We start from the raw sequence: 24,118 nt of genomic DNA, 5'->3' as shown, positions 1-24,118 counted from the left end.
GAGATCAGTTGTTGTTCGAGGTCGTCGCCGTGGGGAACCGGCTAGCGAATTCGGCCTCGTCGCCCGCGGCCAGCAGTTTCGCCTGCTCGATCCATTTCTCGCGCGCGATGCGGCCGTCGAAATTGAGCACCTCCTCGACGCGCTTGACGTCGGCATCGGTCCAAGCGGCGATCTGGGCATAGGACGTGACGCCCTGCGCCTTGAGCAGCTTTTCATTGACCGGGCCGATGCCGATCAGGCGGCGCAGATTGTCCGCCTTGCCGGTGGTCGCCTTCGGGGCGGCGGCTTTCTTCGGAGCCGGCGCCTTCTTTGGCGCCGCGGCGGCCGTCTTTGCCGCTGCCGGCTTGGCCGCTGCCGATTTTGCCGCTGACGGTCTTGCAGATGAGGATCTGGCTGGGGTCGGGGTCGACATCAGCGCCGCCGGCGCAGGCGCGGAGGCTTTGTCGGTTCCCGCCTTGGCGGAAGAGGTCGGCGCTTCGCGCAGCTTGCGTTCGAGATCGGCGCGGCTGCGGCCGCATGCGTCGAGCTCGCCGCTCAGGCGGTAGGTATCGGCGCTAAACCGGTCGCGTTCGCTCTTGGCGCGACCGAGTTCGCCGCGCAGGCTGTCGAGCTCGCCACGCAGGCGGCCCCAGATGAACCAGCCAACCAGGACACCGACAACGAACGCCAGAAGCATATAGAAGAAAGTGCTCATTTCCCTCTCCAGTCCGATCGGGCCGCGGCCGCAAACGGCGGCCTTGCCGCAGGGATCGTCAATCGTTCCGCGCTGGGCGGAACAGCCCCTCCAATCGCTGGCGGCTGGCCCTCCTCCGGCTGCGGCCCGACGGCCGCTATCGCTCTCGCTGAAGCAACGCTAGGGCCGCCTCCGGCCTTGCTGTCGCGTCCGGTTGAGCTTGGGGTCTACGCTAGCACACGGCCTGCGCAAAGCTAATTGAAAAGTGCGGGCAGAGTTATTCAAGAACAGCACAAGTATGCGTTCCGGCCAAACTGTTCCCGGTCTATGCCGCCAGGCGAGCACCCGTCATTTGTCGAGCGCCTCCAGCTCGTCGATCAGCGCGCCGATCACACCCAGGCCGATCTGCCAGAAGGCCGGATCCGTGGCGTCGAGGCCGAAGGGCGCCAGCAGTTCCGAATGATGCTTGGTGCCGCCGGCGCGCAGCATCTCGAAATACTTCTCCTGAAAGCCGCGCTCGGCGTTCTGGTAGACGGCGTAGAGCGAGTTGACCAGGCAGTCGCCGAAGGCATAGGCGTAGACGTAGAAGGACGAGTGGATGAAGTGCGGGATATAAGTCCAGAAGACCTCGTAGCCATCGCGCAACTTGATCGCCGGCCCCAGGCTTTCAGCCTGCACCTCAAGCCAGAACTGGCCCAGCCTGTCCGAGGTCAGCTCGCCGTTGCGGCGCTCGGCATGCACCTTGCGCTCGAACTCGTAGAAGGCGATCTGGCGCACGACAGTATTGATCATGTCCTCGACCTTCTGGGCGAGCATGGCCTTGCGCTCGCGCTTGTCGGAGGTCTGGTCGAGCAGCGAGCGGAAGGTCAGCATCTCTCCGAAGACGGAGGCCGTCTCGGCCAGCGTCAGCGGGGTGGACGCCATCAGCGCGCCCTGGTCGGCGGCCAGCACCTGGTGAACGCCGTGACCCAGCTCATGCGCCAGCGTCATCACATCGCGCGGCTTGCCCATGTAGTTGAGGAGCACGTAGGGATGCGCCGATGGCACGGTCGGGTGGGCGAAGGCGCCGGGCGATTTGCCCGGCCTGACCGGCGCATCGATCCATTTGCGATCGAAGAATGTCCGCGCGATTTCCGCCATCTTCGGCGAGAAACGCTGATAGGCTGACAGCACCGTGTCCCTGGCGTCGTCCCACCGGATCACCGACTGCGGGGTCTCGGGCAGCGGCGCGTTGCGGTCCCAGTGGTTCATGACGTCCATGCCGAGCCAGCGCGCCTTCATCTGATAGTAGCGGTGCGACAGGCGCGGATAGGCTTCGCGCACGGCCGCGGCCAAAGCATCGACCACGCCGCGTTCGACGCGGTTGGCGAGATGGCGTGAATCGGCGATGTCCTCGAAGCCGCGCCAGCGGTCGGAAATTTCCTTGTCCTTAGCCAGCGTGTTGGTGATGAGCGTGAAGGTGCGCAGGTTCTTGCGGAAAGTCGCGGCGAGTGCCTCGGAGGCGCGGCGGCGCACTTCGCCATCCGCGTCCTGCAGTCGGTTCAACGCCGGCTCCAGCGTCAACTCCTCGCCGTCGACGTCGAAACGCAGGTCGGTCATCGTCTCGTCGAACAGGCGGTTCCAGGCGCCGCGTCCGGTGACCGACTTCTCGTGGAACAACTGCTCGACCCGATCCTCGAGCTGGTACGGCTTGTCCTTCCTGAGGTCGAGCACCCAGGGACGGTAGTGGGCGAATGCCGGGTCGGCCGCGAGTGCTGCTTCGATCACCGCGTCGTCGATCAGGTTGAGCTCCAGCGCGAAGAACAAAAGATGCGCGCTGGCATCCGTCATCTTCTCCTGGATGTCGCCATAGAGCTTGGCGCGCTGCGGATCGGCGGTGTTGCCGGCATAGACAAGCCCGGCATAGGAGACGATGCGGCCGATCAGTTCCTCCAGCGCCTCGTAGGCCTTCAGCACCTCGCCGAGCCGGCCGGCGGCGCCACGCTCGGCTTCGGCGGCCAACGTGCCCTTCCAGCGGACCTCGAAGGCGATGGCGTCGCTTGCCGCCCGGGCGATGTCACGCTTCAGCTCCGGCGCTTCCATACCGGAATAGAGATCGGCGAGATTCCACTCCGGCAGATCGCCGAGCTCCGCCGCGGCCTGGCCAGACGCCGTCGCCGCAAGCCGCTGACCAAACATCATGCGCATCGACAATACCTTCTTCGAATCAACGGGAAAGGAGAAGCCGGTCAAATCCTAAGGAATTCGTTCACCGGGTTTTTTGAAACCTTATTTAGAACCCTGTGCCAAGATGATCCATGGGGATTTATCGGGCGGACAATTCAAAGAGTCATGACAGGTTCCGTACTCATAGTCGATGACGATCCCGTGCAGCGCAGGCTGCTCGAGGCGGCGGTGACGAAATTCGGCCACAGCGCCATCGTCACCGACGGCGGCGAGGCGGGCCTCGATATGCTGGACGGACCGAACGCGCGCGATGTGTCGGTCGTCATCCTCGACCTGGTCATGCCCGGTCTCGACGGCATCGGCGTGCTGAAGGCGATGCGCGAGCGCGCCATCAATCTCCCGGTCATCGTGCAGACCGCGCAGGGCGGCATCGAAACCGTTGTCTCGGCCATGCGCCACGGCGCTTTCGATTTCGTCGTCAAGCCGGCCTCGCCCGACCGGCTGCAGACCTCGATTTCCAATGCTTTGAAGGTCGAAGCGGTGGAGGACGAGGTGAAGCGCACGTCGCGGCGTCGCGGCGGCCATCTCACCTTCAAGGATCTGATCACCCGCAGCCCGGCGATGGACCGGGTGATCCGGCTCGGCCAGAAGGCGGCGGCCTCCAACATTCCGATCCTGATCGAGGGCGAATCGGGCGTGGGCAAGGAGTTGGTGGCGCGCGCCATCCAGGGCAGCGGCGACCGCCGCTCGAAACCCTTCGTCACCGTCAATTGCGGCGCCATCCCCGACAATCTGGTGGAATCGATCCTGTTCGGCCATGAGAAGGGTTCCTTCACCGGCGCCACGGACAAGCACACCGGCAAATTCGTCGAGGCGCATTCGGGCACGCTGTTCCTGGACGAGATCGGCGACCTGCCGCTCGACGTCCAGGTCAAGCTGCTGCGCGCCGTGCAGGAGGGCGAGGTCGACCCGGTCGGCGGCCGTTCGACCGTCAAGGTCGACATCCGGCTGATCTCGGCGACGCATCGGAATCTTTTGCAGCAGGTCAAGGACGGCAAATTCCGCGAGGACCTATTTTATCGCCTGAACGTCTATCCGATCTTCGTGCCGCCGCTGCGCGACCGGCGCGAGGACATCCCCCATCTGGTCAGGCATTTCATGGAGAAGGTGGCGCAGGCCGATCCACGTCATCGTCTCACCGGCATATCGGCCAAAGCGCTGGCGATGCTGCAGGCCTACGATTGGCCGGGCAACATCCGCCAGCTCGAAAATGCGGTGTTCAGGGCGTCGGTGCTCGCCGAAGGCGAGTTGCTGACCGAAGAGGAATTCCCGCAAATCCGCGCGCAGGTCGAAGGCACGGTGAAGCTCGATGCCGAGCCTGCGACTGCCGTGGCACCGGTCGCGGACGAGCCGCAGCCGGGCGATCAGGCCGTCTCCAATGGAGCGGCGGCAGGTTCGCACGAGGCCGAGGCGCGGGCGCGGCTGCAGCCGCGATTCGGCACGCTGAGGGCCTTGGACGAGCGCGGCAATGTGCGGGCGCTGGCCGATGTCGAGTTCGAGATGATCAAGCTTGCGATCGACCACTATAACGGCCAGATGAGCGAGGTGGCGCGCCGCCTCGGCATCGGGCGCTCTACGCTCTACCGCAAGTTGAAGGAATATGGCATTGACCCCGAAGCGGGTCGGCTTGATCGACTTGCCTCTTGAGACGCAAGCCCAGCCCAGCCTACCGCTTTATATTCCGACTTAAATCGTCGCTTTTTCGTTTCTGAAGGCGCTTTTTCAGTCGCTTGCGTGTTCTCGATCACGCATTTAACGCAATCGGTAACAGATTGTGTTTGGGGCAAAGCCGAATTCTCGATCTAAACCAGCGATTTACCACGAAACATGGTGCATCATTTTTTGACGGGATATCGCCACGGTGTTACCGCATTTCGGCTCCAATAAGCGATGATTAACCATTAGGATCGATATTCGGATGTGAGAACCACGCATCCGTTTGGGCAAATCCGGGGACAAACGGCAGCCTGCAAGGCCTTTTGATTTGAACCAAGTCGAACGACACACGAACGGGCGGCATTTTCACATGAGCGTCTGGCCACGGTGGCTGACGTTTGTGATTTTGGCCGTAGGGTTCCTTTCGGCAGCCGCCTCCGGCGCGAAAGCCGAAGTCCGTTCGCTGAAGCTCTATCACCTGCACACGCACGAAAAGGCCGAGATCGTCTACAAGCGTAACGGCCGCTACGTTCCCGAAGGCCTGCGCAAGATCAACATCATCCTGCGCGACTGGCGCCGCAACGAGCCGACCAAGATGGATCCGCGGCTGCTCGATCTGGTGTGGGAGGCCTACCGGCAGAGCGGAGCGACCGACTACATCCAGGTCGTCTGCGGCTATCGCTCGCCATCTACCAATTCGATGCTGCGCAGCCGCAGCCGCGGTGTCGCCGAGAAAAGCCAGCACATGCTTGGCAAGGCGATGGACTTCTACATCCCCGGCGTGCCGCTGAAGAAGCTGCGCAACATCGGCCTCAAGATGCAGGGCGGCGGCGTCGGCTACTATCCGAATTCCGGTTCTCCGTTCGTCCACATGGATGTCGGCAATGTCCGCCACTGGCCGGGTATCAGCCGTCAGGAACTGGTCAGCCTGTTCCCGAACGGCAAGACGCTGCACGTGCCGAGCGACGGCCGGCCGCTGCCTGGCTATGAGCAGGCTCTGGCCGCCTACAAGGCGCGCAAGGGCGCCGGCACCCCCAATATCGAGCTGGCCAGCGCCGGCGGCTCGACCAAGCGGTCCGGCGGACTGTTTGCGGCCTGGTTCGGCGGCGGCGACGACGAGGCCGACGACAGCGCCGATGTCGCGAGCGCCCAACCCGCACCCCAGCCGAAAGCTGTGAAGCAGGTGGCGGCCGCCAACAGCGGCAACAGCGGCAGCCTGCCGGGCATCGCGATCGTCTCGCCGCAGGATGCCAAGCGCGCCAACATCCCGCAGATCGCCGATGACAGCTCGGACGATTCGCAACCGCAGCAGGACACGCCCGAAACCATCATTGCCGCGCTGCCGCCGAAGGAGGTTCCTCTGCCCGCCTTCGCGCCGAGGCCCAAGGCCGATGTCGGCCAGCAGACGGCTGAAAACGTGCCGTTCGCCGTGGCGGACGCCTCGGCCACGGCTGAGCAGGCGGTGGCGACGGCGCATGCTCCGGCCAACGTACCGTTCGGCATGGCCGCCGGCGCGGCGCAGGCCGCAGCCGATCCCGCGCAGGGGGCGTTCAACAATGTTCCGCTGCCGACGAGGCGGCCCGATCTGCCGAGGGAACTTGCGCCCAAGGACAAGGGCGTGCTTCTGGCGCTGGCGGAAACCGCCTCGCAGGACAAGAGCGCGACCGATGCCTTCTCGGTGCTGCCGACCGCGCGGCCCGACACGGGCAAGCCGGATGAGATCAAAGCGGTGCTCGAGCAGGCCAGCGCGACCACCGTGGCCGGCTCGAGTGGGGCCGAATACGAAGTCGCTTCGCTGACTGCGCCGGAGCCACGCTCGGCATTCAACGATCCGTCGGGTCTCGATGCAGCTTCGCCGCGTCAAGCCATTGCCGCACGCCCCGCCGGCACCGATCCGGCGCAGGCGATCGGCGCCGGCGTGAAGACGACGCGCAAGGAGGCCAGGGCGTCCGCCAACGACCTGAAGCCCGGCCCGAAGGCAATGGTGGTGGCAACGCCGCCGCAGGCAGCGCGCTGGGCGCTGGGCAGCGGCGACAACATCGCCACCGTTTCCGATCCGACCACGGCACCGCGCTATGCCTACAATATCGTGCACACGCCGCCGAGCGAGGTCTACACGGCCGGCTTCCAGACGGATGCGCAATTGCCGGACGCCAGCCGGTTCACCGGCAACGCGGTGAAGTTCCTTTCGGTCGCCCGCTTCCAGACGAAATAACGAGCCTGCCAGTGCCGCAACAGCCGCGTTGAACAACAGCGCGGCTTTTGCTTTTTATCACGGCATAGTTTGAACGGCGCGGGTTTCCCGCGTGGCCTTTTCCCGCTTCGTCTAACGGTAGGACAGCGCCCTTTGAAGGCGTGAATCGTGGTTCGAATCCATGAGCGGGAACCAGCCGGCGGCTGGTTTTCGGCCCGCACCGGCATGCCATCACGCACGCTTAAACTTCTCGTGAGACCGGAACGGGCCGCGCTTTTTAGGGTTAGGATGCGTTCGTTCCAAACTGGGGATATTCATGAAGAAGATTCTATTGGCGTCAGTTCTCGCTCTGGCCGCGGCATCGGCTGCCGTGGCTCCAACGCAGGCCGAAACCGTTATCGTCAAGACCGGCAAGCATCACTGCAGAACCAAGGTGGTCACCCATTGGGTTCACCACCGCAAGGTCGTCGAGAAGGTCAAGGTCTGCCACTGACCGCATGTCCAGCCCTGGAGCGGTTCAGCGTTTGATAGACCGCTGAACCGCTCCAGGTTGTTCTTTACACGATCCGCACGGAAGAACCGGTGCCCACTCTTCCTGGAATTGCGTTAGGCGAGCTTGCTCGCCTCGCGCGCCAGGGCTTCGATCTCATCCCATTTGCCGGCCTTGATGAATTCGTCGGGCGCCACCCACGAGCCGCCGACGCAGATGACGTTGGGGAGGCTCAGATAGTCGGCGGCGTTCTTGGCCGTTATGCCGCCGGTCGGGCAGAATTTCACGTCGGCGAGCGGCGAGGCGAAGGCCTTCAGCGATGCGATGCCGCCCGACTGTTCGGCCGGGAAGAATTTCAGGAAGCGCAGGCCGGCTTCGCGCGCGGCCATGATCTCCCCGGGGGTGATGGCGCCGGGCAGCAGCGGCACGGGGCTGTCCTTGGCCGCGTCGAGAAGCTGGCTCGTAATGCCGGGGCTGACGATGAATTTCGAGCCGGCGCGTGCCGCCTCGTCGAACTGCTTGGCATCGAGAATGGTGCCGGCACCGACAACCGCATCCTCGACTTCGGCCGCGACGCGGCGGATCGCTTCCAGCGCATCGGCGGTGCGCAGCGTGATCTCGATCGCCCTCAAGCCGCCGCGCGACAGAGCGCGGGCGAGCGGCACGGCGTCGGCGACATTGGCGATCTTGAGCACCGGGATGACCGGCTGGCCGTTGAGGAGCGACAGAAGCTTTTCGGTCCTGCTGGTCATTGGCTTGTCTCTCCGTTTCGGTCGATTTCAACCGATTAGCAGAAGGGGTATTCCGAGTCCACGAAGGCGGGCGTGTCGCAATGTCACGCGGCCCGTCCGCTCCGCCTTGAAACGGCTTTCAGCACGGTCTAGTGGCATGGGCATGACAACAACCAAGGAAATTCAGCCGGTCCGCGTTGCCGCGCTCTACAAGTTTGCGCGGCTCGACAATTACCAAGCGCTGCGCGCGCCGCTTGCCGCCTTCTGCTGCGGACGCGGCATCAAGGGCACGCTGCTTTTGGCGCATGAGGGCATCAACGGCACGGTCGCCGGCAGCGAGGCAGCGATCGCCGAGCTTATCGATCACCTGGAGGCGATCGAAGCGCTTGCCGGCCTGGAAGTGAAATACAGCACCGCCGCCGAGATGCCGTTCCACCGCATGAAGGTGCGGCTGAAGCGCGAGATCGTCACGATGGGCGTCGACGATCTCGATCCGGCGAGCAGCGCCGGCACCTATGTCGCGCCGGCCGATTGGAACGCGCTGATCTCGGACGCCGACACGTTGGTCATCGACACGCGCAACGCCTACGAGGTTTCGATCGGCACCTTCAAGGGCGCGGTCGATCCCAAGACCGCCAGCTTTCGCGAGTTCCCGGGCTGGGTCGAAGAGCACCGCGACAAGCTCGAAGGCCGCAAGGTGGCGATGTTCTGCACCGGCGGCATTCGCTGCGAGAAGGCGACCGCTTACGTGAAGTCGCTGGGCTTCAGGCAGGTCTTCCACCTTAAGGGCGGCATCCTGAAATATCTCGAAGAGGTGCCGGCCGAAGAGAGCCTGTGGCAGGGCGAATGCTTCGTCTTCGACGAGCGGGTATCGGTGTCGCATGGCCTGGCCGAGGGCGAAGCCGAACTCTGCCGCGCCTGCCGCCATCCGCTCACCGTCGAGGACCGGCTCTCGCCGAAATATACGGTCGGCGTCTCATGCCCGCATTGCTTCGAAGCGCGCTCGGACGAGGACCGCGCGCGCTACGCCGAGCGCCATCGCCAGGTGGAACTCGCGCATGCGCGGGGCGCCAAGCGCCACATCGGAAGCTGAGCAGCCCAGGTTTCGTCAAATCATCCGCCCGTTCATTGTAATGTCAATGCGCGGGGCCTACGTCTTGCCGATCCGAAACCCCGCCCGGGCGCATTCGGCCGGGCCAATTCTGGAGGCATTGATGCTCGACCCCAAGAAGCTGCTCGACGACCTTTTCGGCTCGCAAATTCCCGGCACGGGATCGACCGTTCGCGACAAGGCGGGGCAGGCGGTGCAGATGGCGAAGGACAATCCGCTCGCCGCCGGCGCGCTGGCGGCGGTGCTGCTCGGCACCGGCCCCGGTCGACAGGTGACGGGCGCTGCCATGAAGCTCGGCGGCCTGGCAGCCATTGGCGGCCTCGCCTACAAGGCCTACCAGAACTACAAGGCCGGCAATGTGCCGGCACAAGAACCCGTGGCCGGCGAGCCCGAGTTGCTGCCGCCGCCCAAGGACACCGCCTTCCATCCCTCGCAGGCGCCGCAGGGCGAGGCCGAATTCACGCTGACCCTGGTGCGGGCGATGATCTCCGCAGCCAAGGCGGACGGTCACGTCGATGACGAGGAGCGGCAGAAAATCGCCGACAAGCTCAAGCTCGCCGGCATCGGTGCCGAAGCGGAAAAATTTCTGCTGGATGAGCTTGAACGCCCGCTCGATCTCGACGTCCTGATCACCGGCGCCAAGACCGATGCGCAGAAGGTTGAGCTCTACACCGCCTCGCGCCTTACCATCGATCCCGACACCCGCACGGAGCGCGGCTATCTCGACCTGCTAGCCGGCCGCCTCGGCCTGCCGGACGCGCTGGTCGACCATGTCGAGGCGACGGTCTCGGCGGCGAAGGCGCCGGCTTGAACCGCGCCCGATCCGCGCCAGCAAATTGCCGGTTGGTAAACGGGCATGGGACGTGCTGCTGGCCGTTAATCTTTCGTTAACCCAGCAAGCGCATCATTCTAACCAGTCGGACCGGCTTATCCTCCTCCCAAGCGCGGTTCAGATGAGGGGCGGTCGCCAATGACCGCCCTTTTTGTCGGCTCCGCTTTCTTGCCGACAATAGCCGCTTGCCACGCCCTCTGTCATTTGCGATGCCACGTCTTCTTCCAGCAGTGACGGGGAGCGAGGACGATGACCGCCATGACAGAGAAAACAGCCATCGTAACCGGCGCCGGCACCGGCATCGGCAAGAGCGTCGCCACCACGCTGCTCAAGGCAGGCTGGAACACCGTGTTCTGCGGCCGCCGCAAGACGCTGCTCGAGGAGGCGATCGCCGAGGCCGGGAAGACGAGCGCCAGGGCGCTTGCCGTTGCATGCGACATCAGCAAGGCCGGCGAAGTCGACGACATGTTCGAGACAGTGGTGGAGGCGTTCGGGCGCGTCGACCTGCTCTTCAACAATGCCGGCATGGGCTACAAGTCGACGCTGATCGACGAGATCCCGGTCGAGGTCTGGAACGATGTCGTCGGCGTCAACCTGACCGGCTCGTTCCTATGCGCCCGTGCCGCCTTCGGCGTCATGCGCCGGCAAAAGCCGATGGGTGGGCGCATCATCAACAATGGCTCGGTGTCGGCCTATGCGCCGCGGCCGGGCTCAGCGCCCTACACGGCGACCAAGCATGCCATCACCGGCCTGACCAAGACCCTGGCGCTCGACGGCCGGCCCTATGACATTGCCTGCGGCCAGATCGACATTGGCAACGCATTGACCGAGATGGCGCAGGCGATGACCGTCGGCGTGCCGCAGGCTAACGGCTCCATCGCCGCCGAAGCGGTGATGGATGTCCAGCGCGTCGCCGACGCGGTGCTTCACATGGCGAGCTTGCCGCTCGACGCCAATGTGCTGTTCATGACGGTGATGGCGACGAAGATGCCGTTCGTCGGCCGCGGGTGAGGGGGCTGAGGCTTCTATTTCGTCAAGAACACTTCGATCCGCTCCAGCGCTCGTAATATGTTCTCCTCGGAATTGGCGTAGGAAAGCCGGACATAGCCTTCGCCGAGCACGCCGAAATCGGGGCCGCCGATCAGCGCGACGCCGGCATCCTCCAACAGCGCCGAGGCAAGCTTCTTGGCCTTCCAGCCGGTCTTCGAAACATTGGGGAAGGCGTAGAAGGCGCCCTTCGGCGTGATGCAGGAAATGCCGGGGAGCGCGTTCAGCCCTTCGACCACGATCTTCCTGCGGTTGTCGAAGGCGAGCATCATCTTTTCGACATCGTCCTGCGGGCCGTCTATCGCGGCGATGCCGGCATACTGGCTCGGCGCGTTGACGCAGGACCAGCAGTTGACCGCCAGCTTGCGCACCTTGTCGTAGAGATAGGCCCCCTTTTCGCCGTTTGGCCAGATCGACCAGCCCATGCGCCAGCCGGTCATCGCCCAGGTCTTGGACCAGCCGTTGAGCACGATCAGCCTGTCGCGGAGTTCTGGAAAATTGAGCAGCGAGCAGTGGGTCTCGCCGTCATAGGTCATGACATCGTAGATTTCGTCGGAGAGGATCGCGACCTCAGGGTGCTTCTCCAACCCCTTCACGAGTTTGGCGATCTCGTCCCGCGCGGTCACGCCGCCGGTCGGATTGGCGGGCGAGTTTAGGATCAGCAGCCTCGTCTTCGGCGTGATCAGCGCCAGCGTCTCTTCCGCCGAGAAGGCAAAGCCGTTCTCCTCGCGGATCGGCACCGGGATTGGAGCCGCACCCGTGAACTCGATCATCGAGCGATAAATCGGAAAGCCGGGATCGGGATAAAGAATCTCCGCCCCCGGCTCGCCGAACATCAGGATCGCGGCGAACATGGTCGGCTTGCCGCCGGGCAGGATCATCACGCTCTCGGGTGATACTTCGACCCCAGTGGTGGTCAGCGTGCGGCGCACGACGGCCTCGCGCGTGGCTAAAAGGCCGTTGGCAGGCGTGTAGCCGTGGTGGCCGTCGCGCAGCGCCTTGATCGCCGCCTCGACGATATGCTGCGGCGTCTTGAAGTCGGGCTGGCCGATGCCGAGGTTGATGATGTCGCGGCCCTCATGGGCAAGCGCCGTTGCCCGCGCGAGCACCGCAAAGGCATTTTCCTCGCCGAGACGATCGAAGGCCGCGATGGTGTGGAGCATTTTTCCCGTCCCTGTGGTTCTTTCTGTGGGCGAGCGTTTTTGTGAGCGTGCGCCAGGAAAAGTCAAACGGATTGGAGCGGTCGGTGTCGGAAAATCTGAAGAATTGGCAGGCACGCCCGCGCCCCGAACGCAAGGCGCTGGAAGGCCGCTATGTCCGGCTCGAACCGCTGAGCGCGTCAAAGCACGGCGACGGGCTCTATGAAGCGTCGTCGGTGTCGGATGCCGGAGGCCGCTTCGCCTGGTTGCCGGACTATCCGCCCGAGAACCGCGCCGCCTTCCAGCCATGGCTGGACAAAGTCGAGGCGAGCGAGGATCCGCTGTTCTTCGCCGTCATCGACAAGGCGAGCGGCAAGGTCGCCGGACGTCAGACGCTGATGCGCATTGATGCCGCCAACGGCGTCATCGAGATCGGCAACATCTATTGGGGGCCGCTGATCTCGCGCAGGCCGCAGGCGACGGAAGCACAGTTCCTGTTTACCAAATATGCCTTCGACGAGCTCGGCTATCGCCGCTACGAATGGAAATGCAACAACCGCAACGAGCCGTCGAAACGTGCGGCGGAACGTTTCGGCTTCAAGTTCGAAGGCATTTTCCGCCAGCATCTTGTGGTGAAGGGCGAAAACCGCGATACGGCGTGGTATTCGATCATCGACAAGGAGTGGCCGGCGCTGCGCAAGGCCTATGAGGCCTGGCTCGATCCGGCGAATTTCGATGGCGAGGGCCGCCAAAAGCGACGGCTCGAGGATTTCCGCGCCGAGTCCGGCGCGTAGCAGGAGTTGCGCGATGGCGCATGATCACGGCTCACACGCCCACAGCCACGGCGCCGATGACGTGCACGGGTCGACCGACAAGAAGCGCGTTCTCGTCGCGGGCTGCCTGACAGCCGGCTTCATGATCGCGGAGGCGCTCGGCGGCTGGCTCACCGGCTCGCTGGCGCTGCTCGCGGATGCCGGCCATATGCTGGCGGACGCGATCGCGCTCGGCCTTGCCTGGTATGCCTTCCATCTCACCGGACGTCCGGCTACCGGGCGTCTCACCTACGGCTTCGCTCGCGTGAAGACGCTGGTCGCCTACACCAACGGCATCGCCATCTTCGTCATCGCGCTTTGGATCGTCTACGAGGCCTGGGGGCGGCTGATGCACCCGGCGCCGGTGCTGGGCGGGCCGATGCTGGTGGTGGCGGTCGCCGGCCTGCTGGTCAACGTCGCCTCCTTCCTCGTGCTGCATGGCGGCGACCGCGAGAGCCTCAACATGCGCGGCGCCATACTGCATGTGCTGGGCGACCTGCTTGGCTCGGCCGCGGCAATCGCTGCGGCCCTCATCATCCTCGCCACCGGCTGGACGCCGATCGATCCGATCCTCTCCGTGCTAGTGGCGCTGCTGATCCTGTCGACGGCGTGGTCGCTGATGCGCGAGGCCGCCCATGTGCTGCTCGAAGGCGTGCCGGCAAGCCTCGATCGCGATCTCATCGCCAAGGATCTGGAAGCCGCGGTCAAGGGCGTGCGGGAGGTGCATCACATGCATGTCTGGTCGCTCGACGGCACCAGCAACATGGCGACGCTGCATGCCTGCCTGAATGACGGCGTCGATGCGCATGCTGCGGTGAGCGCCATCAAGAAGCGGCTTGCGGCGAAGCACGGGATCGATCATGCAACGGTGGAGCCCGAGTTCGGCCTGTGCGCCGACAGCCATGACGAGCACGATCATCACCATGATCACGACCATGCGCATGATGCGCCTCGCGATCGCCGCCACTATCACTGAGCCGGTGATGAGCTTCGGATCGAGGGACGGCGCCTGATGGATCGCGAGACGCGCAACGCGGCGATCGCCGCGGCCTGGATACTGCTCCTGTTCGGCCTCGCCGCCTATTTCCTGCCGACCATCATGCTGGCCGCCGGCAAGGTCTCGACGGTCCTTGCGGTCGTCATCGCCGCGCTCTTCATGGTGGGGCTGTTCGTCGTCCTGTGGCTGCGCGGACGCAGCCAACGCAAGAAGGGTCTATGAGATGAGAGTTCTGATTACCGGCGCCGCCGGCATGGTTGGCCGCAAGCTGATCGCAAGGCTGGCCAAGGACGGTGTGCTGCGCGGGCGCAAAATAACCGCGCTCGATCTGCATGATATCGTGCCGCCGCAGGCGCCGACGCTCGCCGGAGTCGATGTCTCGATCCACACCGGCGATCTTTCCACGCCCGGTGCGACGGCCAAGCTCGTTGCTTCCCGCCCGGACGTGATTTTCCATCTCGCCGGCATCGTTTCCGGCGAGGCGGAGGCCAATTTCGACCTCGGCTACCGCGTCAATCTCGACGGCACGCGCGCTTTGTTCGACGCGGTGCGGGTGGCGGGCTTCGCGCCGCGCCTTGTCTTCACCTCGTCGATCGCGGTGTTCGGCGCGCCGTTCCCGGATGTCATCCCGGACGAGTTCCATCCGACGCCGCTCACCTCCTACGGCACGCAGAAGCTGATCAGTGAGGCGCTGCTTGCCGACTACTCGCGGCGCGGAGTCTTCGACGGCATCGGCATCCGGCTGCCCACCATCTGCGTGCGGCCGGGCAGGCCGAACAAGGCGGCGTCGAGCTTCTTCTCAGGGATTATCCGCGAGCCGCTCAGCGGCCAGGAGGCGATCCTGCCGGTGCCGCGCTCGGTGCTGCACACGCATGCCAGCCCGCGATCGGCGGTGAATTTCCTGATCCATGCGGCCGAAATCGATGGCGATAAGGTCGGGCCGCGGCGCAATCTCACCATGCCCGGCGTGGCCGTCACGGTCGGCGAGCAGATCGAAGCGCTCGCGCGCATAGCCGGCGCCGAGGTGGTCAAACGGATCCGCGAGCAGCCCGACGAAACGATCTGGGCGATCGTCAGAGGCTGGCCGACGCGCTTCGAGGCGCGCCGCTCGCGGGAACTGGGTTTTGTCGCCGAGAAGAATTTCGACGAGATCATCCGCGCCTATATCGAGGACGAACTCGACGGAAAGATTGGGTGACAGTTCCGGTCGGCTTCAGACGCCGCCCGTCAGGCTGGCCGACAAGAGCAGCAGGCCAACGACGAAGATGAAGGCGGCGCCGCCGATCTCGACGATCGAATGGATGCGGTTGCCGATGCGTCCGTCGCCGGCGAAATAGACAGCCCAGTTCTTGGCCGTCACCGCGATCGTCGCCAGCGCTGAGACGGTGATCGCGGTGCCGATCGACATGGCGAGCACCGAGAGCAGGCCGCCGAGCCAGAGTCCGTTGAGGAGCGCGAAGCTCAGCACGATCAGCGCGCCGGAGCAGGGGCGGATGCCGACGGCGGCCACCGCCGACCAGGCGGTCTTCCAGTCGAAGCGATCGCCCGAAAGCAGCGCCGGATCCGGCGCGTGCGAATGGCCGCAGGTGTCGCAGACTTCGCCCGGGCCGTGGTGATGTTGGCCAGCGTGAGCATGGTCGTGCGCCGCGTGGTCGTGATCATGCGCCTTGTGATCAGTCGCCTCATGGCTGTGCGCATGCGAATGCGCGGCATGATCATGGTCGTGATGCGCGTGCGAGTGCGTCGAGTGGGCATGCGCGGAATGCGAATGGGAGTGGGAATGACCGGCATGGGAATGCGCGTGAGCATGCGAGTGCCCGCCACGCGAGTGGCCGGCATGGGCCGCCGACAGGCTGTAGGCCGGACCGGCGCCGAACCGCCGAAGAATGGCCGGGCCCGCCTTGCGCCACAGTAGCCAGGCGCCGAACAGCGTCACCAGCACATAACTGGAGATCTCAAGAAACCATGCCGCGTCGGTCATCGACACCGCCGTGCCGCGCAGCACGAAATAGGCAAGCATCATGACGACGACCGCGGTCAGCCCCTGCAGCAGCGCCGAGACGAAGGACAGCATGATCCCGCGCTTCAGCGCCACTTCGTTGGCGACCATGTAGGACGAAATCACCGCCTTGCCGTGGCCGGGCCCGGCGGCGTGGAAAATGCCGTAGGCGAAGGACAGGCCGACCAGAAGCCAGAGCTTGCTGCCGTCCTGGCGCATGGCTTTCATCGCGGCCGCCAGCGAATGGTAGAATTCCTGCTGCCTGAGATTGATCCACATCAGGATATGGGCGAACGGACCGGTCGTGCTCGGCGCCATGCCGTCATTGGTGCCGATGCCGAGCGAGCTCTGGGCATGGGCGACGCCAGGTAAATGCGTCATGACCAAGGTGGCGGCCGCGAGGCCGAGCGCCAAGCGCAGCGACGGTTTCATCACCGATTATCCTTCCGGCGGACAGTTCAGTTCGAGCTTGGTGGCGAAGATCTTGCTCATGTCGGTGCCTGTCGGATCGTTGAAGAAGGCTTCCGTCAGGGTCTTCTGGTTTTCCTTGATCGCTTCGTCCGGATCGGGACGGATCACCTTCTTGGTGCAATTCGCGGGCAATCCCTCAACGGTGAGGTTGGCGTCGTCGGTGAAGTCGATCGCCGTGTAGAAGGTCGGATCGTAGACGCCGATGTCGATCTTGCCGGCGAGCTTGATCGGCGTCTTCGGCTGCGACTCGAACAGAATGATCAGCTGGTCGTTGTCGAAGCTCGCCATCAGATGCGGCGGAGGGACCATGGGCACGTCCTTGCCGTCCTGCGTGACCAGCTGGAAATAGTTGAACTCGGCCAGCGAGGAATGGACGGTGTCGGCCACTTCCTTGAGCTCTTTGTCGTCAAGCTTCAGATCGGAGTTCTTGTCGAACTCCATCATCACTGTACTCGAAAACAGATCGTCGAAGCGCCAAAGGTGGCGCAGCGCCGTCACACTTTGGTGATCCGCGCTGAGGATGACGTCGAGGCGAGCCTCGGCGAAGACGTGCGGGTGCACCTGGGCGGGCTCTACCGCGGCAAAGGTGGCCGCAATTGCCGAAGCCAGTATGGTTGCTTGCCGTTTCAAGTGCATTCCGGGCCGCGATTCCATCGACTTTGGGAGTGGGCTCCGAGAGTTAACAGAAAGGGGGCGAAATTGGGACGCGCTCTCGGAGAGCGTCGTGCTCTTTCCAGATTCGCCCGATGCGCTTTCAGGCTCTGATTCTGCGCATGTCCTTGTGCCGAAAACGGTTCCCACCTTCGGGGGACGTGCTTCACGCAGCGTCGCGCGTCCTGAACCAGTGCACCAGGAAATCGACGAAGACACGGACCTTGGCGGGCAAATAGCGGCGATGCGGATAGACCGCGAAGATGCCGCTGCCCGAGAGGATGCGGTCGTCGAGCACCGTCACCAGCTTGCCCGACGCGACTTCGGGCGCAGCGATGAAATCCGGGAGGATGGTGAAGCCCAGGCCCGACACGGCGGCTGCTCTCGCCGCCATCGGACTGTTGACCTCGATCGGCCCCGACACGGTGACGCTCACCGAATCCTCGCCGTCTCCCTTGAAGCGCCAGTTGGCTAAAGAGCGGCCGTTGGTGTCGACGATGCAGGGCATGTTGGAAAGATCCTGCGGGCGGGTCGGGGTGCCATGCTTTGCGAGCAGGTCCGGCGACGCGCAGAGCTTGATCGAAAACGGCCCGAGGCGCCGCGCGATCAGCGACGAGTTCTCCAGCCGCGAAATGCGCACGGCGACATCGAAGCCTTCCTCGACCAGATCGACGAAGCGGTCGTCGAGATGGATGTCGAGAACGATGTCCGGATGTTGCTTGGCAAAATCGATCAGCGACTGCCCAATCGGCGCGTCGGCGAAGGTGCGCGCAGCCGAGAGCTTGATGCGGCCGCGCACGTCGCCGGAAGATTCGCGCACGGCATCGGCGAGGCTGTCGACCTCGCGCACGATTTCGGAGGCGCGCTGATAATAGGTGTGACCGGCTTCGGTCAGCGAGAACTGCCGCGTGGTACGGTTCAACAACAGCGCGCCGAGCTCGTCCTCGAGCTCGCGCACATATTTCGACAGCAGCGCCTTGGAACGGCCGATCTTGCGCGCGGCGGCCGAGAAGCCTTCGGCCTCGACGACGTCGATGAAGGCGCGCATGCGGGTCAATGTATCCATGATCAGACCTTTCGGGCCGCGTCGAGAATCGTGCGGCCGAGCCCTATCAGGGCGACGTCGCTGCCGGAAGGGCCGAGCAGCGACAGGCCGAAGGGCGCGCCGTCGACGGAACCGAGCGGCAAGGTGATCTGCGGGAAGCCCGACAACCCGGCCAGGCACAAAAGATGCAGCGCCCTTTCGCGATAGGCCTGGAACTGCTCCGGCGTGCTGGTCTTCAGTGGCGCTGCGCCCGGCACGGTCGGCAGAACAAGAAAGCCGTCGTTGCCGAGCAGCTTGCCGAACTCGGAACGGAAGGCTGCCCGACGCGCCGTTTCGGCTTCGACTGTCTTTGGGTCGATCGTGCGGCCGAAGCCGAAACGCTCGTCGACACCCGGACCCAGCCCGTGACCGCCTGCCGAAATCCAGCCGCCATGCACCTGCCAGGCCTCGAAGGCCTGCAGCCGGCGAAAGCACCAGTAGAGATCATCTGGGGACGAGGCGAAGGCGTGTTCGGTTTCGGTCGGCTCGCCGAGGACGGCTGCTGCCTGTGCCTTCATCTGCGCATATTCGGCGGCTTCCGTCGGCCCGGAGACAAAGGCATCGAGCCAGCCGATCGACAGCGGGCGGTTGAGCGGATGCTGGTGTGGATCGCGCCCGAGCAGAAGCTTGCCGACCAATTCGTAAGTTTCTATGTCGCCGGCGAACCAGCCGAAGGTGTCGAAGCTCGGCGCGAGCTTCATGGCGCCCTCGAGCGATATCCGGCCGTGACTGGTACGCAGCCCGATCAACCCGCAGAAGCTCGCCGGCGCGCGGATCGAGCCGCCGGTGTCGGAGCCGACGGCGATGTCGGCAAGGCCGCCGGCGACCGCTGCCGCCGAACCTGACGAGGAGCCGCCGGTCACGCGATCCGGAGCGGCTGCGTTCACCGGAAACGGGAAATGCGAATTCTGGCCGAACAGCGAGAAGGCGAGCTCGTCGGTTTGCGTCTTGCCGACGAATCGCGCACCGGCATCGAGAATCAACTGCACAGCCTCGGCCGTCCGCGAGGCGGCGTGAGCCTGTTCGAACTTGCGCGGGTTGCCGCAGCCGGTGCGATAGCCGGCGACGTCATAGATGTCCTTCACGGCTAGGCGCAGGCCGGCCAACGGGCCAAATTCCGCATTGGCCACGGGCATTTGACGCAGATCGAGGAAGGCGTTGAGAGGGCCGTGGGTGCCTGGCATTGTTCGATTTCCGAATACGGTCCACAAACATTGTTCGATGCCGCAATTTTTACAACCGGCGCTGACGATTTTTATTGATTGTGAAACCCTTCGCTCTTATATCGCGCTTGCCCAAAGTCGCACGTGCCTGTGGGTGTCCGCCGATCCTCGAATGGTGAGGGCAATCGGTAAGGTAACTGGAGCCAACCCCTCCAGTCGGTCAGTGGCCAACCACAAGACCGAGGACACCTTGAAGCAACGACGGTGCGGGCCTTTCTGGTGTCTGCCGGTCGTCCAAAGACCGGGGTTACTGAAGAGGCACACCTTCATTGCCGGCAGTGCGGACGGGTACTCCCATCCAAGCCAAGGCAGACAAAGCGAACCGAGGCCGGGCAAGGCCAGGTTCACCGCCGCGAGACGGCGATCCGTGGTTCCGGGGTCTCCACCGGCTGGTTCCATGGATTTTCCGTCCCGCCTTTGTCCACCGCGAGTTCGCGAGGCCGAGCGCCCGCGTCCCGCAGCCTTCGTGCGCGCCGAAAGGCGCAGATGGAGAGACCTCGATGGCCAGCCAGCGCATCCTTGACTTTCTCGCCACCCGACGTCCGAATGGCCCCTGCCTCGTCGTCGACCTCGATGTCGTGCGCGACAATTTCCGCGCCTTCGAGAAGGCGTTGCCCGATCCCAAGATCTACTATGCGGTGAAAGCAAACCCGGCGCCGGAGATCCTGCGTCTGCTTGCTGCGATGGGCTCGTCCTTCGACACCGCATCGGTTGCCGAGGTCGAGATGGCGATGGATGCCGGCGCGCCGGCGGATCGCATTTCCTTCGGCAACACCATCAAGAAGGAGCGCGACATTGCGCGCGCCTACCAGCTCGGCATCCGCCTCTACGCCGTGGATTGCGTTGAGGAGGTCGAGAAGATCGCCCGCGCCGCCCCGGGCTCGCGCGTGTTCTGCCGCGTGCTCACCGACGGCGAGGGTGCCGAATGGCCGCTGTCGCGCAAGTTCGGCTGCGTGCCGGCAATGGCGGTGAATGTGCTGCGACATGCCAAGGCGCTCGGTCTCGATGCCTATGGCGTGTCGTTCCATGTCGGCTCGCAGCAGACCGATCTCTCGGCCTGGGACCGCGCGCTGGGCGATGCCAAGAAGGTGTTCGCCACGCTCGCCGAGGAAGGCATCGTCTTGAAGATGGTCAACATGGGCGGCGGTTTCCCGACCCGTTACCTGAAGGACGTGCCGGCGGCGCAGGCCTATGGCCAGGCGATCTTCTCGGCGCTGCGCAAGCATTTCGGCAACGCGCTGCCCGAGACGATCATCGAGCCGGGTCGCGGCATGGTCGGCAATGCCGGCGTCATCAAGTCGGAAGTCGTGCTGATCTCGAAGAAGGCCGACAATGACAATGTGCGCTGGGTGTTCCTCGACATCGGCAAGTTCGGGGGCCTCGCCGAGACCATGGACGAGGCGATCCGCTATCCGATCGTGACGCCGCGCGACGGATCGGAGACCGCGCCTTGCGTGCTCGCCGGCCCGACCTGCGATTCGGCCGATGTGCTCTACGAGAAGACGCCTTATCCGCTGCCGCTGTCGCTCACCATCGGCGACGAGGTGCTGATCGAAGGTACCGGCGCCTACACGACCACCTATTCGTCGGTCGCCTTCAACGGCTTCGAGCCTCTCCGATCCTACGTGATCTGAAGGCGCGAGCCTTCAGATCAACCGGCGTGGGCGACATCGCCCGCCGGGGCTCGCTTGTGGAACAGATCTCCGCTCGTGAAGGATCGCGGAAATGGACTTTGCAGATTTCATCATCGAGGGCGCCGCGCGCCGGGTCTCCCCCCTCGAGGGGGAGATGGCCGCGCAGCGGTCAGAGGGGGGCGTCGCGCGTGGAGCGCCAGCGCCGCTTCTCGTCACGCTGGGCGCCGGTATTACATGCGCAACGACCCCCTCTGTCGCCTTTGGCGACATCTCCCGCTCGAGGGGGGAGATTGCGCCGGCCTTCGTCATCGTTGCCGAAGGCATCGGTGATATGCAGGCGCGCGAAGCGCTGCTCGACGGCGCCATGGGGCCGAAGCGCAGGAAGAAGTCGTCCGAGAAACTGCGGCGTGGCCGCCGGCCGTCGGAAGGCCTGGCCTTTGTCGCGCGCGACCCGTCGGGCGCGCTCGTCGGTACGGTTCGGCTGTGGGACGTGACGCTGGGCGAGGGTGGTCCGGCAGCGCTGCTGCTTGGGCCGCTGGCAGTCGAGCCGGGCCTGAGGAGCGGCGGCATCGGCTCGGCGCTGATGCGGCACGCGATCGCCGAGGCTGCGCGGCTCGGTCACGGCGCGATCCTGCTCGTCGGCGATGCACCCTATTACGGGCGGTTCGGTTTTTCGGCCGACCGCACCGGCTCGCTCGCCATGCCTGGGCCCTATGAGCGGCACCGCCTGCTGGCGCTCGAGCTGAAGGAGGGCTCGCTCGACGGGACCGCGGGCACGATCAAGGCCGCCGGCCGCAAGGTCAAGGCGCTGGATTTCGTCGCCTGACTGTCGGAGGCATTACCGATGCGGCGCCGCGCGTTCAAAAACGCGGCGCCACATCGCTCTTCTAAAATAGTTGGCTGGCGGTCAGCCGAGCAACTGGCTGAGCGCCATGGCGACCGTCATGTCGCCCTCGACCTTCAGCTTGCCGGCCATGAAGGCCATGGTCGGGTTGAGGTCGCCGGCGATCAGCGAATCGAGATCGTCGAGCGAGAGCTTGATCGTGCAGTCGGTCGGGGCGTCGGCGGTCGAGACGGTCGCGCCGTCGATCACGATGACGCCGTCGCTGCCAGTGTCGAACTTGACCGAATGCTCGAAGCCGGCGCTTGCCACGCGCGACCTGATCTTGTCGGCAATCTCCTGAACGCCCATGGCGGTTCTCCTCGTTTGGTTGCGTTTGACGCGCATCGGCCTTGGCCGCTGGGCGAAGCGCCGCGTCGCGCGGCAGCGCGGCGACAGCCATCGGCGCATATAGCTTCGGGTTGACGTTTACGTCAACGTGGCTGCCATGCGGCATGTCGCATCACCAGACGAGGGTGTGAACCCGCCAGTCGATCGCCGAGAGCCGATCAATGCTCCGGCTGGAACGGCTTGGTCATCGCTTGCGCGGTCTCGCCGGCAGTCTTCCGGCGGCGGATGGCGTTGTCGCGGATTTCGTCCTTGGACAGGAAGTTGACCTGGTCGATCAGCACGTCATGCACCAGCTCGACGCCGACGCGGGCGTTGACGGTCTCGCGGATCGCTTTGCGGAAAGCATCGAGATCGATCGTGTCCTTCTTGGTGAAATCGATCTGCGGATTGGAATAGAGGTAGGAATAGACCTGATCGGTAATGATGGCCGGCGCCGGGATCGACAGTTTCTTTATCTGATCCGGCTCCACCGTGTAGACGAGTTTGGTGAGAAAATAGCCGTCGATTTTGGCATCGCGGACGAGCGGTACCGAAATGATGTCGGTCTTGACGTAGTCGAGACCGCCCAGCATCGGCTTCGGCGGCTCACCGACGCCGCGCTCGCCCGCCGCCTGGAACGAATAAAACACCGCGCCGAGGGTTACGGCGCAGATCCAAAGCGCTGCGGCGAGGAATTTGATCACCGAATCCTACCTTGCTCCGCAGTCATCTCATTCAAGCCCGGGCATATCCGAATTCGCCTGCCGAGTAGGTGCCGTCGGCATCGGCGCGCTGGATGGCGTTCTTCAACAGCGTGGCGACCTCGTTGACGGCATTGAGATGGGCAAGAATAGCCGCCTCGTTCTTTGCCAGCTTCTGGCGCAGCCGCGCCAGCCCTTCGCGATGCTGCTCGAGGAACTCGATCTCATTGGCGCCCTTCAGCGCGCGGGTCAGTTCGTAGAGATAGCGGCTCTTGCGGGCATTCGAGGCCTTAAGGTCGTAGCTGGTGCCGCTGCGGATACCCGCCGTCTCCTCGTCCACCGCCTCCTCGATCCGGCCAATGATGGCGGCGAGGTTGCCAGGCCGTGCAGATGCCATCGGTGCTTCCGCGGCGGTGGTTCGTGCAGGCAGGTTGGAAAGGTCCGTTTGGTCGGCCATGTAGGTCCCTAGATCTTGATGTCCGTTTTTATGGTTGTGTCGTCACCGGTCATAGACCGGGCGGCCTTGCGCTCGAGCTCGTCGACCAGGGAGGTCGAAAGCCTGGTCTGCTGGTCGATCTCGGCTTTGTCCGGTCCGCCCCCAACGGACCCGACCGGCACCTTGTGTTTGCCGTCCAGATAATGGTCGGCAAGCATCGATCTCGCGATGCCGATCCCGCCATGCGCGGCCATGACATCGGCTACCTTTTCGGCAAGCTGCGATTTCCACATGTCGCCGGCCAGACCCTTGCCGTAAACGCCCTCGGTGTCCTTAGGCATCATGTTCTGGATGAAAGTGGTCAGCACCATCGCCTCGAAGCGCTGGAACTTTTTAGCCGGATTTGCCGCTTCGGCCTTGTCGGCAGCGGCGCGCGAGAGCACCGAGCCCGCATTGACCGAGGCAGTCTGGTCGATCGAGAAGGTCTCCCCGGCACCGCCGGCCCGCCTCGCGAGTGCTGCCCGCGCGGCCTCGACGTCGGCCGGCTCCGCCGCACGGGCGACGTCCATCACGATGTCGCTGGGAGGTGAAATCGCCAAGAATGCACTGCCTTTTGCCGGTTTTGTCCGTTGCACAATGACGCAACAAGCTTGTGGCAGGCTTGCGGGATGGCGAGGTGCAGTGCAGCCCGCTTCAAGCGGCGGCGCGCCCGCCGCCAGGGAGTCACCTCATCGATCGATCGTTCGGCCGAACCCCTCCGTAGCTTCGTACAAGCTCAAATCTTATTTTAGCAGGTATTAA

At 64.4% G+C, this 24,118-nt stretch carries 24 protein-coding genes and 1 tRNA gene; 13 read left to right on the top strand and 12 right to left on the bottom strand.

The window, feature by feature from the left end:
* Positions 1–4 precede the first annotated feature (4 nt).
* Positions 5–694 carry a proton-conducting membrane transporter gene (locus tag CK222_RS11600; protein WP_095800470.1) on the bottom strand — a complete coding sequence of 230 codons (690 nt, stop codon included), beginning with the start codon at positions 692–694 and terminating at the stop codon, positions 5–7.
* Between the two features lie 327 nt (positions 695–1,021).
* The gene (locus CK222_RS11595; protein WP_176477620.1) at positions 1,022–2,860 is read right to left on the bottom strand and encodes a M3 family oligoendopeptidase; all 1,839 of its coding nucleotides are present in this window, start codon (positions 2,858–2,860) and stop codon (positions 1,022–1,024) included.
* A 144-nt stretch (positions 2,861–3,004) separates the two neighbouring features.
* Between CK222_RS11595 and CK222_RS11590 the strand changes: the two genes are divergently transcribed.
* The 4 genes from CK222_RS11590 to CK222_RS32260 all read left to right on the top strand — a co-directional run bounded on the left by CK222_RS11590 (position 3,005) and on the right by CK222_RS32260 (position 7,242).
* On the top strand, positions 3,005–4,546 hold the full coding sequence (locus CK222_RS11590) for a sigma-54 dependent transcriptional regulator (RefSeq protein ID WP_095800469.1): 1,542 nt from the start codon (positions 3,005–3,007) through the stop codon (positions 4,544–4,546).
* Positions 4,547–4,925: 379 nt separating this feature from the next.
* On the top strand, positions 4,926–6,770 hold the full coding sequence (locus tag CK222_RS11585) for a DUF882 domain-containing protein (RefSeq protein WP_095800468.1): 1,845 nt from the start codon (positions 4,926–4,928) through the stop codon (positions 6,768–6,770).
* A gap of 100 nt (positions 6,771–6,870) precedes the next feature.
* Positions 6,871–6,944, top strand: a tRNA-Gln gene (locus CK222_RS11580).
* 121 nt (positions 6,945–7,065) lie between these two features.
* Positions 7,066–7,242, top strand: coding sequence for a hypothetical protein (locus CK222_RS32260; protein WP_082980697.1), 177 nt, complete (start codon positions 7,066–7,068; stop codon positions 7,240–7,242).
* 113 nt (positions 7,243–7,355) lie between these two features.
* Here CK222_RS32260 and CK222_RS11570 read toward each other — a convergent pair whose 3' ends face one another.
* Positions 7,356–7,991, bottom strand: coding sequence for a 2-dehydro-3-deoxy-phosphogluconate aldolase (locus CK222_RS11570; protein WP_095800467.1), 636 nt, complete (start codon positions 7,989–7,991; stop codon positions 7,356–7,358).
* A 142-nt stretch (positions 7,992–8,133) separates the two neighbouring features.
* Between CK222_RS11570 and CK222_RS11565 the strand changes: the two genes are divergently transcribed.
* The 3 genes from CK222_RS11565 (at position 8,134) to CK222_RS11555 (ending at position 10,924) form a co-directional block, all read left to right on the top strand.
* Complete coding sequence (locus CK222_RS11565; RefSeq protein ID WP_095800643.1) at positions 8,134–9,063, top strand: rhodanese-related sulfurtransferase; 930 nt, start codon at positions 8,134–8,136, stop codon at positions 9,061–9,063.
* A gap of 121 nt (positions 9,064–9,184) precedes the next feature.
* Positions 9,185–9,892, top strand: coding sequence for a tellurite resistance TerB family protein (locus CK222_RS11560; RefSeq protein ID WP_067002750.1), 708 nt, complete (start codon positions 9,185–9,187; stop codon positions 9,890–9,892).
* Between the two features lie 279 nt (positions 9,893–10,171).
* Positions 10,172–10,924, top strand: a complete 753-nt coding sequence (locus tag CK222_RS11555; RefSeq protein ID WP_082953977.1) for an SDR family oxidoreductase — start codon at positions 10,172–10,174, stop codon at positions 10,922–10,924.
* A 14-nt stretch (positions 10,925–10,938) separates the two neighbouring features.
* Here CK222_RS11555 and CK222_RS11550 read toward each other — a convergent pair whose 3' ends face one another.
* Complete coding sequence (locus tag CK222_RS11550) at positions 10,939–12,123, bottom strand: pyridoxal phosphate-dependent aminotransferase (protein WP_095800466.1); 1,185 nt, start codon at positions 12,121–12,123, stop codon at positions 10,939–10,941.
* Positions 12,124–12,206: 83 nt separating this feature from the next.
* Between CK222_RS11550 and CK222_RS11545 the strand changes: the two genes are divergently transcribed.
* Genes CK222_RS11545 through denD form a run of 4 tightly spaced genes read left to right on the top strand, consistent with a single transcriptional unit; the run spans position 12,207 to position 15,106 of the window.
* Positions 12,207–12,893 (top strand): GNAT family protein, encoded by a 687-nt coding sequence (locus tag CK222_RS11545; RefSeq protein WP_095800642.1) that lies wholly within the window; start codon positions 12,207–12,209, stop codon positions 12,891–12,893.
* Between the two features lie 13 nt (positions 12,894–12,906).
* Complete coding sequence (locus CK222_RS11540) at positions 12,907–13,887, top strand: cation diffusion facilitator family transporter (protein WP_095800465.1); 981 nt, start codon at positions 12,907–12,909, stop codon at positions 13,885–13,887.
* 36 nt (positions 13,888–13,923) lie between these two features.
* Positions 13,924–14,130, top strand: a complete 207-nt coding sequence (locus CK222_RS11535) for a hypothetical protein (protein ID WP_095777137.1) — start codon at positions 13,924–13,926, stop codon at positions 14,128–14,130.
* Between the two features lies 1 nt (position 14,131).
* A complete protein-coding gene (gene denD / locus CK222_RS11530; protein ID WP_095800464.1) occupies positions 14,132–15,106 on the top strand; it encodes a D-erythronate dehydrogenase in 975 nt (324 codons plus the stop codon).
* A gap of 15 nt (positions 15,107–15,121) precedes the next feature.
* Here denD and CK222_RS11525 read toward each other — a convergent pair whose 3' ends face one another.
* The 4 genes from CK222_RS11525 to CK222_RS11510 all read right to left on the bottom strand — a co-directional run bounded on the left by CK222_RS11525 (position 15,122) and on the right by CK222_RS11510 (position 19,297).
* Entirely contained in the window at positions 15,122–16,339 is a 1,218-nt protein-coding gene (locus CK222_RS11525; protein WP_095800463.1) for a nickel/cobalt transporter, read from the bottom strand.
* A 6-nt stretch (positions 16,340–16,345) separates the two neighbouring features.
* Positions 16,346–17,014, bottom strand: coding sequence for a DUF1007 family protein (locus tag CK222_RS11520; protein ID WP_095800641.1), 669 nt, complete (start codon positions 17,012–17,014; stop codon positions 16,346–16,348).
* Between the two features lie 181 nt (positions 17,015–17,195).
* A complete protein-coding gene (locus CK222_RS11515; RefSeq protein WP_067002475.1) occupies positions 17,196–18,095 on the bottom strand; it encodes a LysR family transcriptional regulator in 900 nt (299 codons plus the stop codon).
* A gap of 2 nt (positions 18,096–18,097) precedes the next feature.
* Entirely contained in the window at positions 18,098–19,297 is a 1,200-nt protein-coding gene (locus tag CK222_RS11510) for an amidase (RefSeq protein ID WP_095800462.1), read from the bottom strand.
* Between the two features lie 539 nt (positions 19,298–19,836).
* Between CK222_RS11510 and odc2 the strand changes: the two genes are divergently transcribed.
* Positions 19,837–20,970 carry an ornithine/lysine decarboxylase gene (gene odc2, locus CK222_RS11505; RefSeq protein WP_095800461.1) on the top strand — a complete coding sequence of 378 codons (1,134 nt, stop codon included), beginning with the start codon at positions 19,837–19,839 and terminating at the stop codon, positions 20,968–20,970.
* Positions 20,971–21,301: 331 nt separating this feature from the next.
* On the top strand, positions 21,302–21,796 hold the full coding sequence (locus tag CK222_RS11500) for an N-acetyltransferase (protein WP_095800640.1): 495 nt from the start codon (positions 21,302–21,304) through the stop codon (positions 21,794–21,796).
* Positions 21,797–21,877: 81 nt separating this feature from the next.
* Here the strand turns inward: CK222_RS11500 and CK222_RS11495 are convergent, their stop codons facing one another.
* From CK222_RS11495 to CK222_RS11480, 4 genes are all read right to left on the bottom strand, one after another.
* Entirely contained in the window at positions 21,878–22,162 is a 285-nt protein-coding gene (locus CK222_RS11495; RefSeq protein ID WP_067002744.1) for an SCP2 sterol-binding domain-containing protein, read from the bottom strand.
* A gap of 197 nt (positions 22,163–22,359) precedes the next feature.
* The gene (locus CK222_RS11490) at positions 22,360–22,884 is read right to left on the bottom strand and encodes a hypothetical protein (RefSeq protein ID WP_067002470.1); all 525 of its coding nucleotides are present in this window, start codon (positions 22,882–22,884) and stop codon (positions 22,360–22,362) included.
* A 31-nt stretch (positions 22,885–22,915) separates the two neighbouring features.
* On the bottom strand, positions 22,916–23,338 hold the full coding sequence (locus CK222_RS11485; protein ID WP_095800460.1) for a hypothetical protein: 423 nt from the start codon (positions 23,336–23,338) through the stop codon (positions 22,916–22,918).
* A gap of 8 nt (positions 23,339–23,346) precedes the next feature.
* On the bottom strand, positions 23,347–23,916 hold the full coding sequence (locus CK222_RS11480; protein WP_245433012.1) for a rod-binding protein: 570 nt from the start codon (positions 23,914–23,916) through the stop codon (positions 23,347–23,349).
* Positions 23,917–24,118 lie beyond the last annotated feature (202 nt).

Source organism: Mesorhizobium sp. WSM3866 (assembly GCF_002294795.1).
GTDB lineage: Bacteria > Pseudomonadota > Alphaproteobacteria > Rhizobiales > Rhizobiaceae > Mesorhizobium.
This window is presented reverse-complemented; position numbering and strand designations above follow the sequence as displayed.

Excerpts from the sequence above, each read along its gene's own strand:
- CK222_RS11515 (WP_067002475.1), bottom strand. The coding sequence starts at position 18,095 with ATGGATACATTGACCCGCATGCGCGCCTTCATCGACGTCGTCGAGGCC.
- CK222_RS11500 (WP_095800640.1), top strand. The coding sequence starts at position 21,302 with ATGCAGGCGCGCGAAGCGCTGCTCGACGGCGCCATGGGGCCGAAGCGC.
- CK222_RS11595 (WP_176477620.1), bottom strand. The coding sequence starts at position 2,860 with ATGCGCATGATGTTTGGTCAGCGGCTTGCGGCGACGGCGTCTGGCCAG.
- CK222_RS11555 (WP_082953977.1), top strand. The coding sequence starts at position 10,172 with ATGACAGAGAAAACAGCCATCGTAACCGGCGCCGGCACCGGCATCGGC.
- CK222_RS11600 (WP_095800470.1), bottom strand. The coding sequence starts at position 694 with ATGAGCACTTTCTTCTATATGCTTCTGGCGTTCGTTGTCGGTGTCCTG.
- CK222_RS11585 (WP_095800468.1), top strand. The coding sequence starts at position 4,926 with ATGAGCGTCTGGCCACGGTGGCTGACGTTTGTGATTTTGGCCGTAGGG.
- CK222_RS11535 (WP_095777137.1), top strand. The coding sequence starts at position 13,924 with ATGGATCGCGAGACGCGCAACGCGGCGATCGCCGCGGCCTGGATACTG.
- CK222_RS11550 (WP_095800466.1), bottom strand. The coding sequence starts at position 12,123 with ATGCTCCACACCATCGCGGCCTTCGATCGTCTCGGCGAGGAAAATGCC.
- CK222_RS11495 (WP_067002744.1), bottom strand. The coding sequence starts at position 22,162 with ATGGGCGTTCAGGAGATTGCCGACAAGATCAGGTCGCGCGTGGCAAGC.
- CK222_RS11560 (WP_067002750.1), top strand. The coding sequence starts at position 9,185 with ATGCTCGACCCCAAGAAGCTGCTCGACGACCTTTTCGGCTCGCAAATT.
- CK222_RS11485 (WP_095800460.1), bottom strand. The coding sequence starts at position 23,338 with ATGGCCGACCAAACGGACCTTTCCAACCTGCCTGCACGAACCACCGCC.
- CK222_RS11510 (WP_095800462.1), bottom strand. The coding sequence starts at position 19,297 with ATGCCAGGCACCCACGGCCCTCTCAACGCCTTCCTCGATCTGCGTCAA.
- CK222_RS11520 (WP_095800641.1), bottom strand. The coding sequence starts at position 17,014 with ATGCACTTGAAACGGCAAGCAACCATACTGGCTTCGGCAATTGCGGCC.
- denD (WP_095800464.1), top strand. The coding sequence starts at position 14,132 with ATGAGAGTTCTGATTACCGGCGCCGCCGGCATGGTTGGCCGCAAGCTG.
- odc2 (WP_095800461.1), top strand. The coding sequence starts at position 19,837 with ATGGCCAGCCAGCGCATCCTTGACTTTCTCGCCACCCGACGTCCGAAT.
- CK222_RS32260 (WP_082980697.1), top strand. The coding sequence starts at position 7,066 with ATGAAGAAGATTCTATTGGCGTCAGTTCTCGCTCTGGCCGCGGCATCG.
- CK222_RS11540 (WP_095800465.1), top strand. The coding sequence starts at position 12,907 with ATGGCGCATGATCACGGCTCACACGCCCACAGCCACGGCGCCGATGAC.
- CK222_RS11525 (WP_095800463.1), bottom strand. The coding sequence starts at position 16,339 with ATGAAACCGTCGCTGCGCTTGGCGCTCGGCCTCGCGGCCGCCACCTTG.
- CK222_RS11565 (WP_095800643.1), top strand. The coding sequence starts at position 8,134 with ATGACAACAACCAAGGAAATTCAGCCGGTCCGCGTTGCCGCGCTCTAC.
- CK222_RS11570 (WP_095800467.1), bottom strand. The coding sequence starts at position 7,991 with ATGACCAGCAGGACCGAAAAGCTTCTGTCGCTCCTCAACGGCCAGCCG.
- CK222_RS11590 (WP_095800469.1), top strand. The coding sequence starts at position 3,005 with ATGACAGGTTCCGTACTCATAGTCGATGACGATCCCGTGCAGCGCAGG.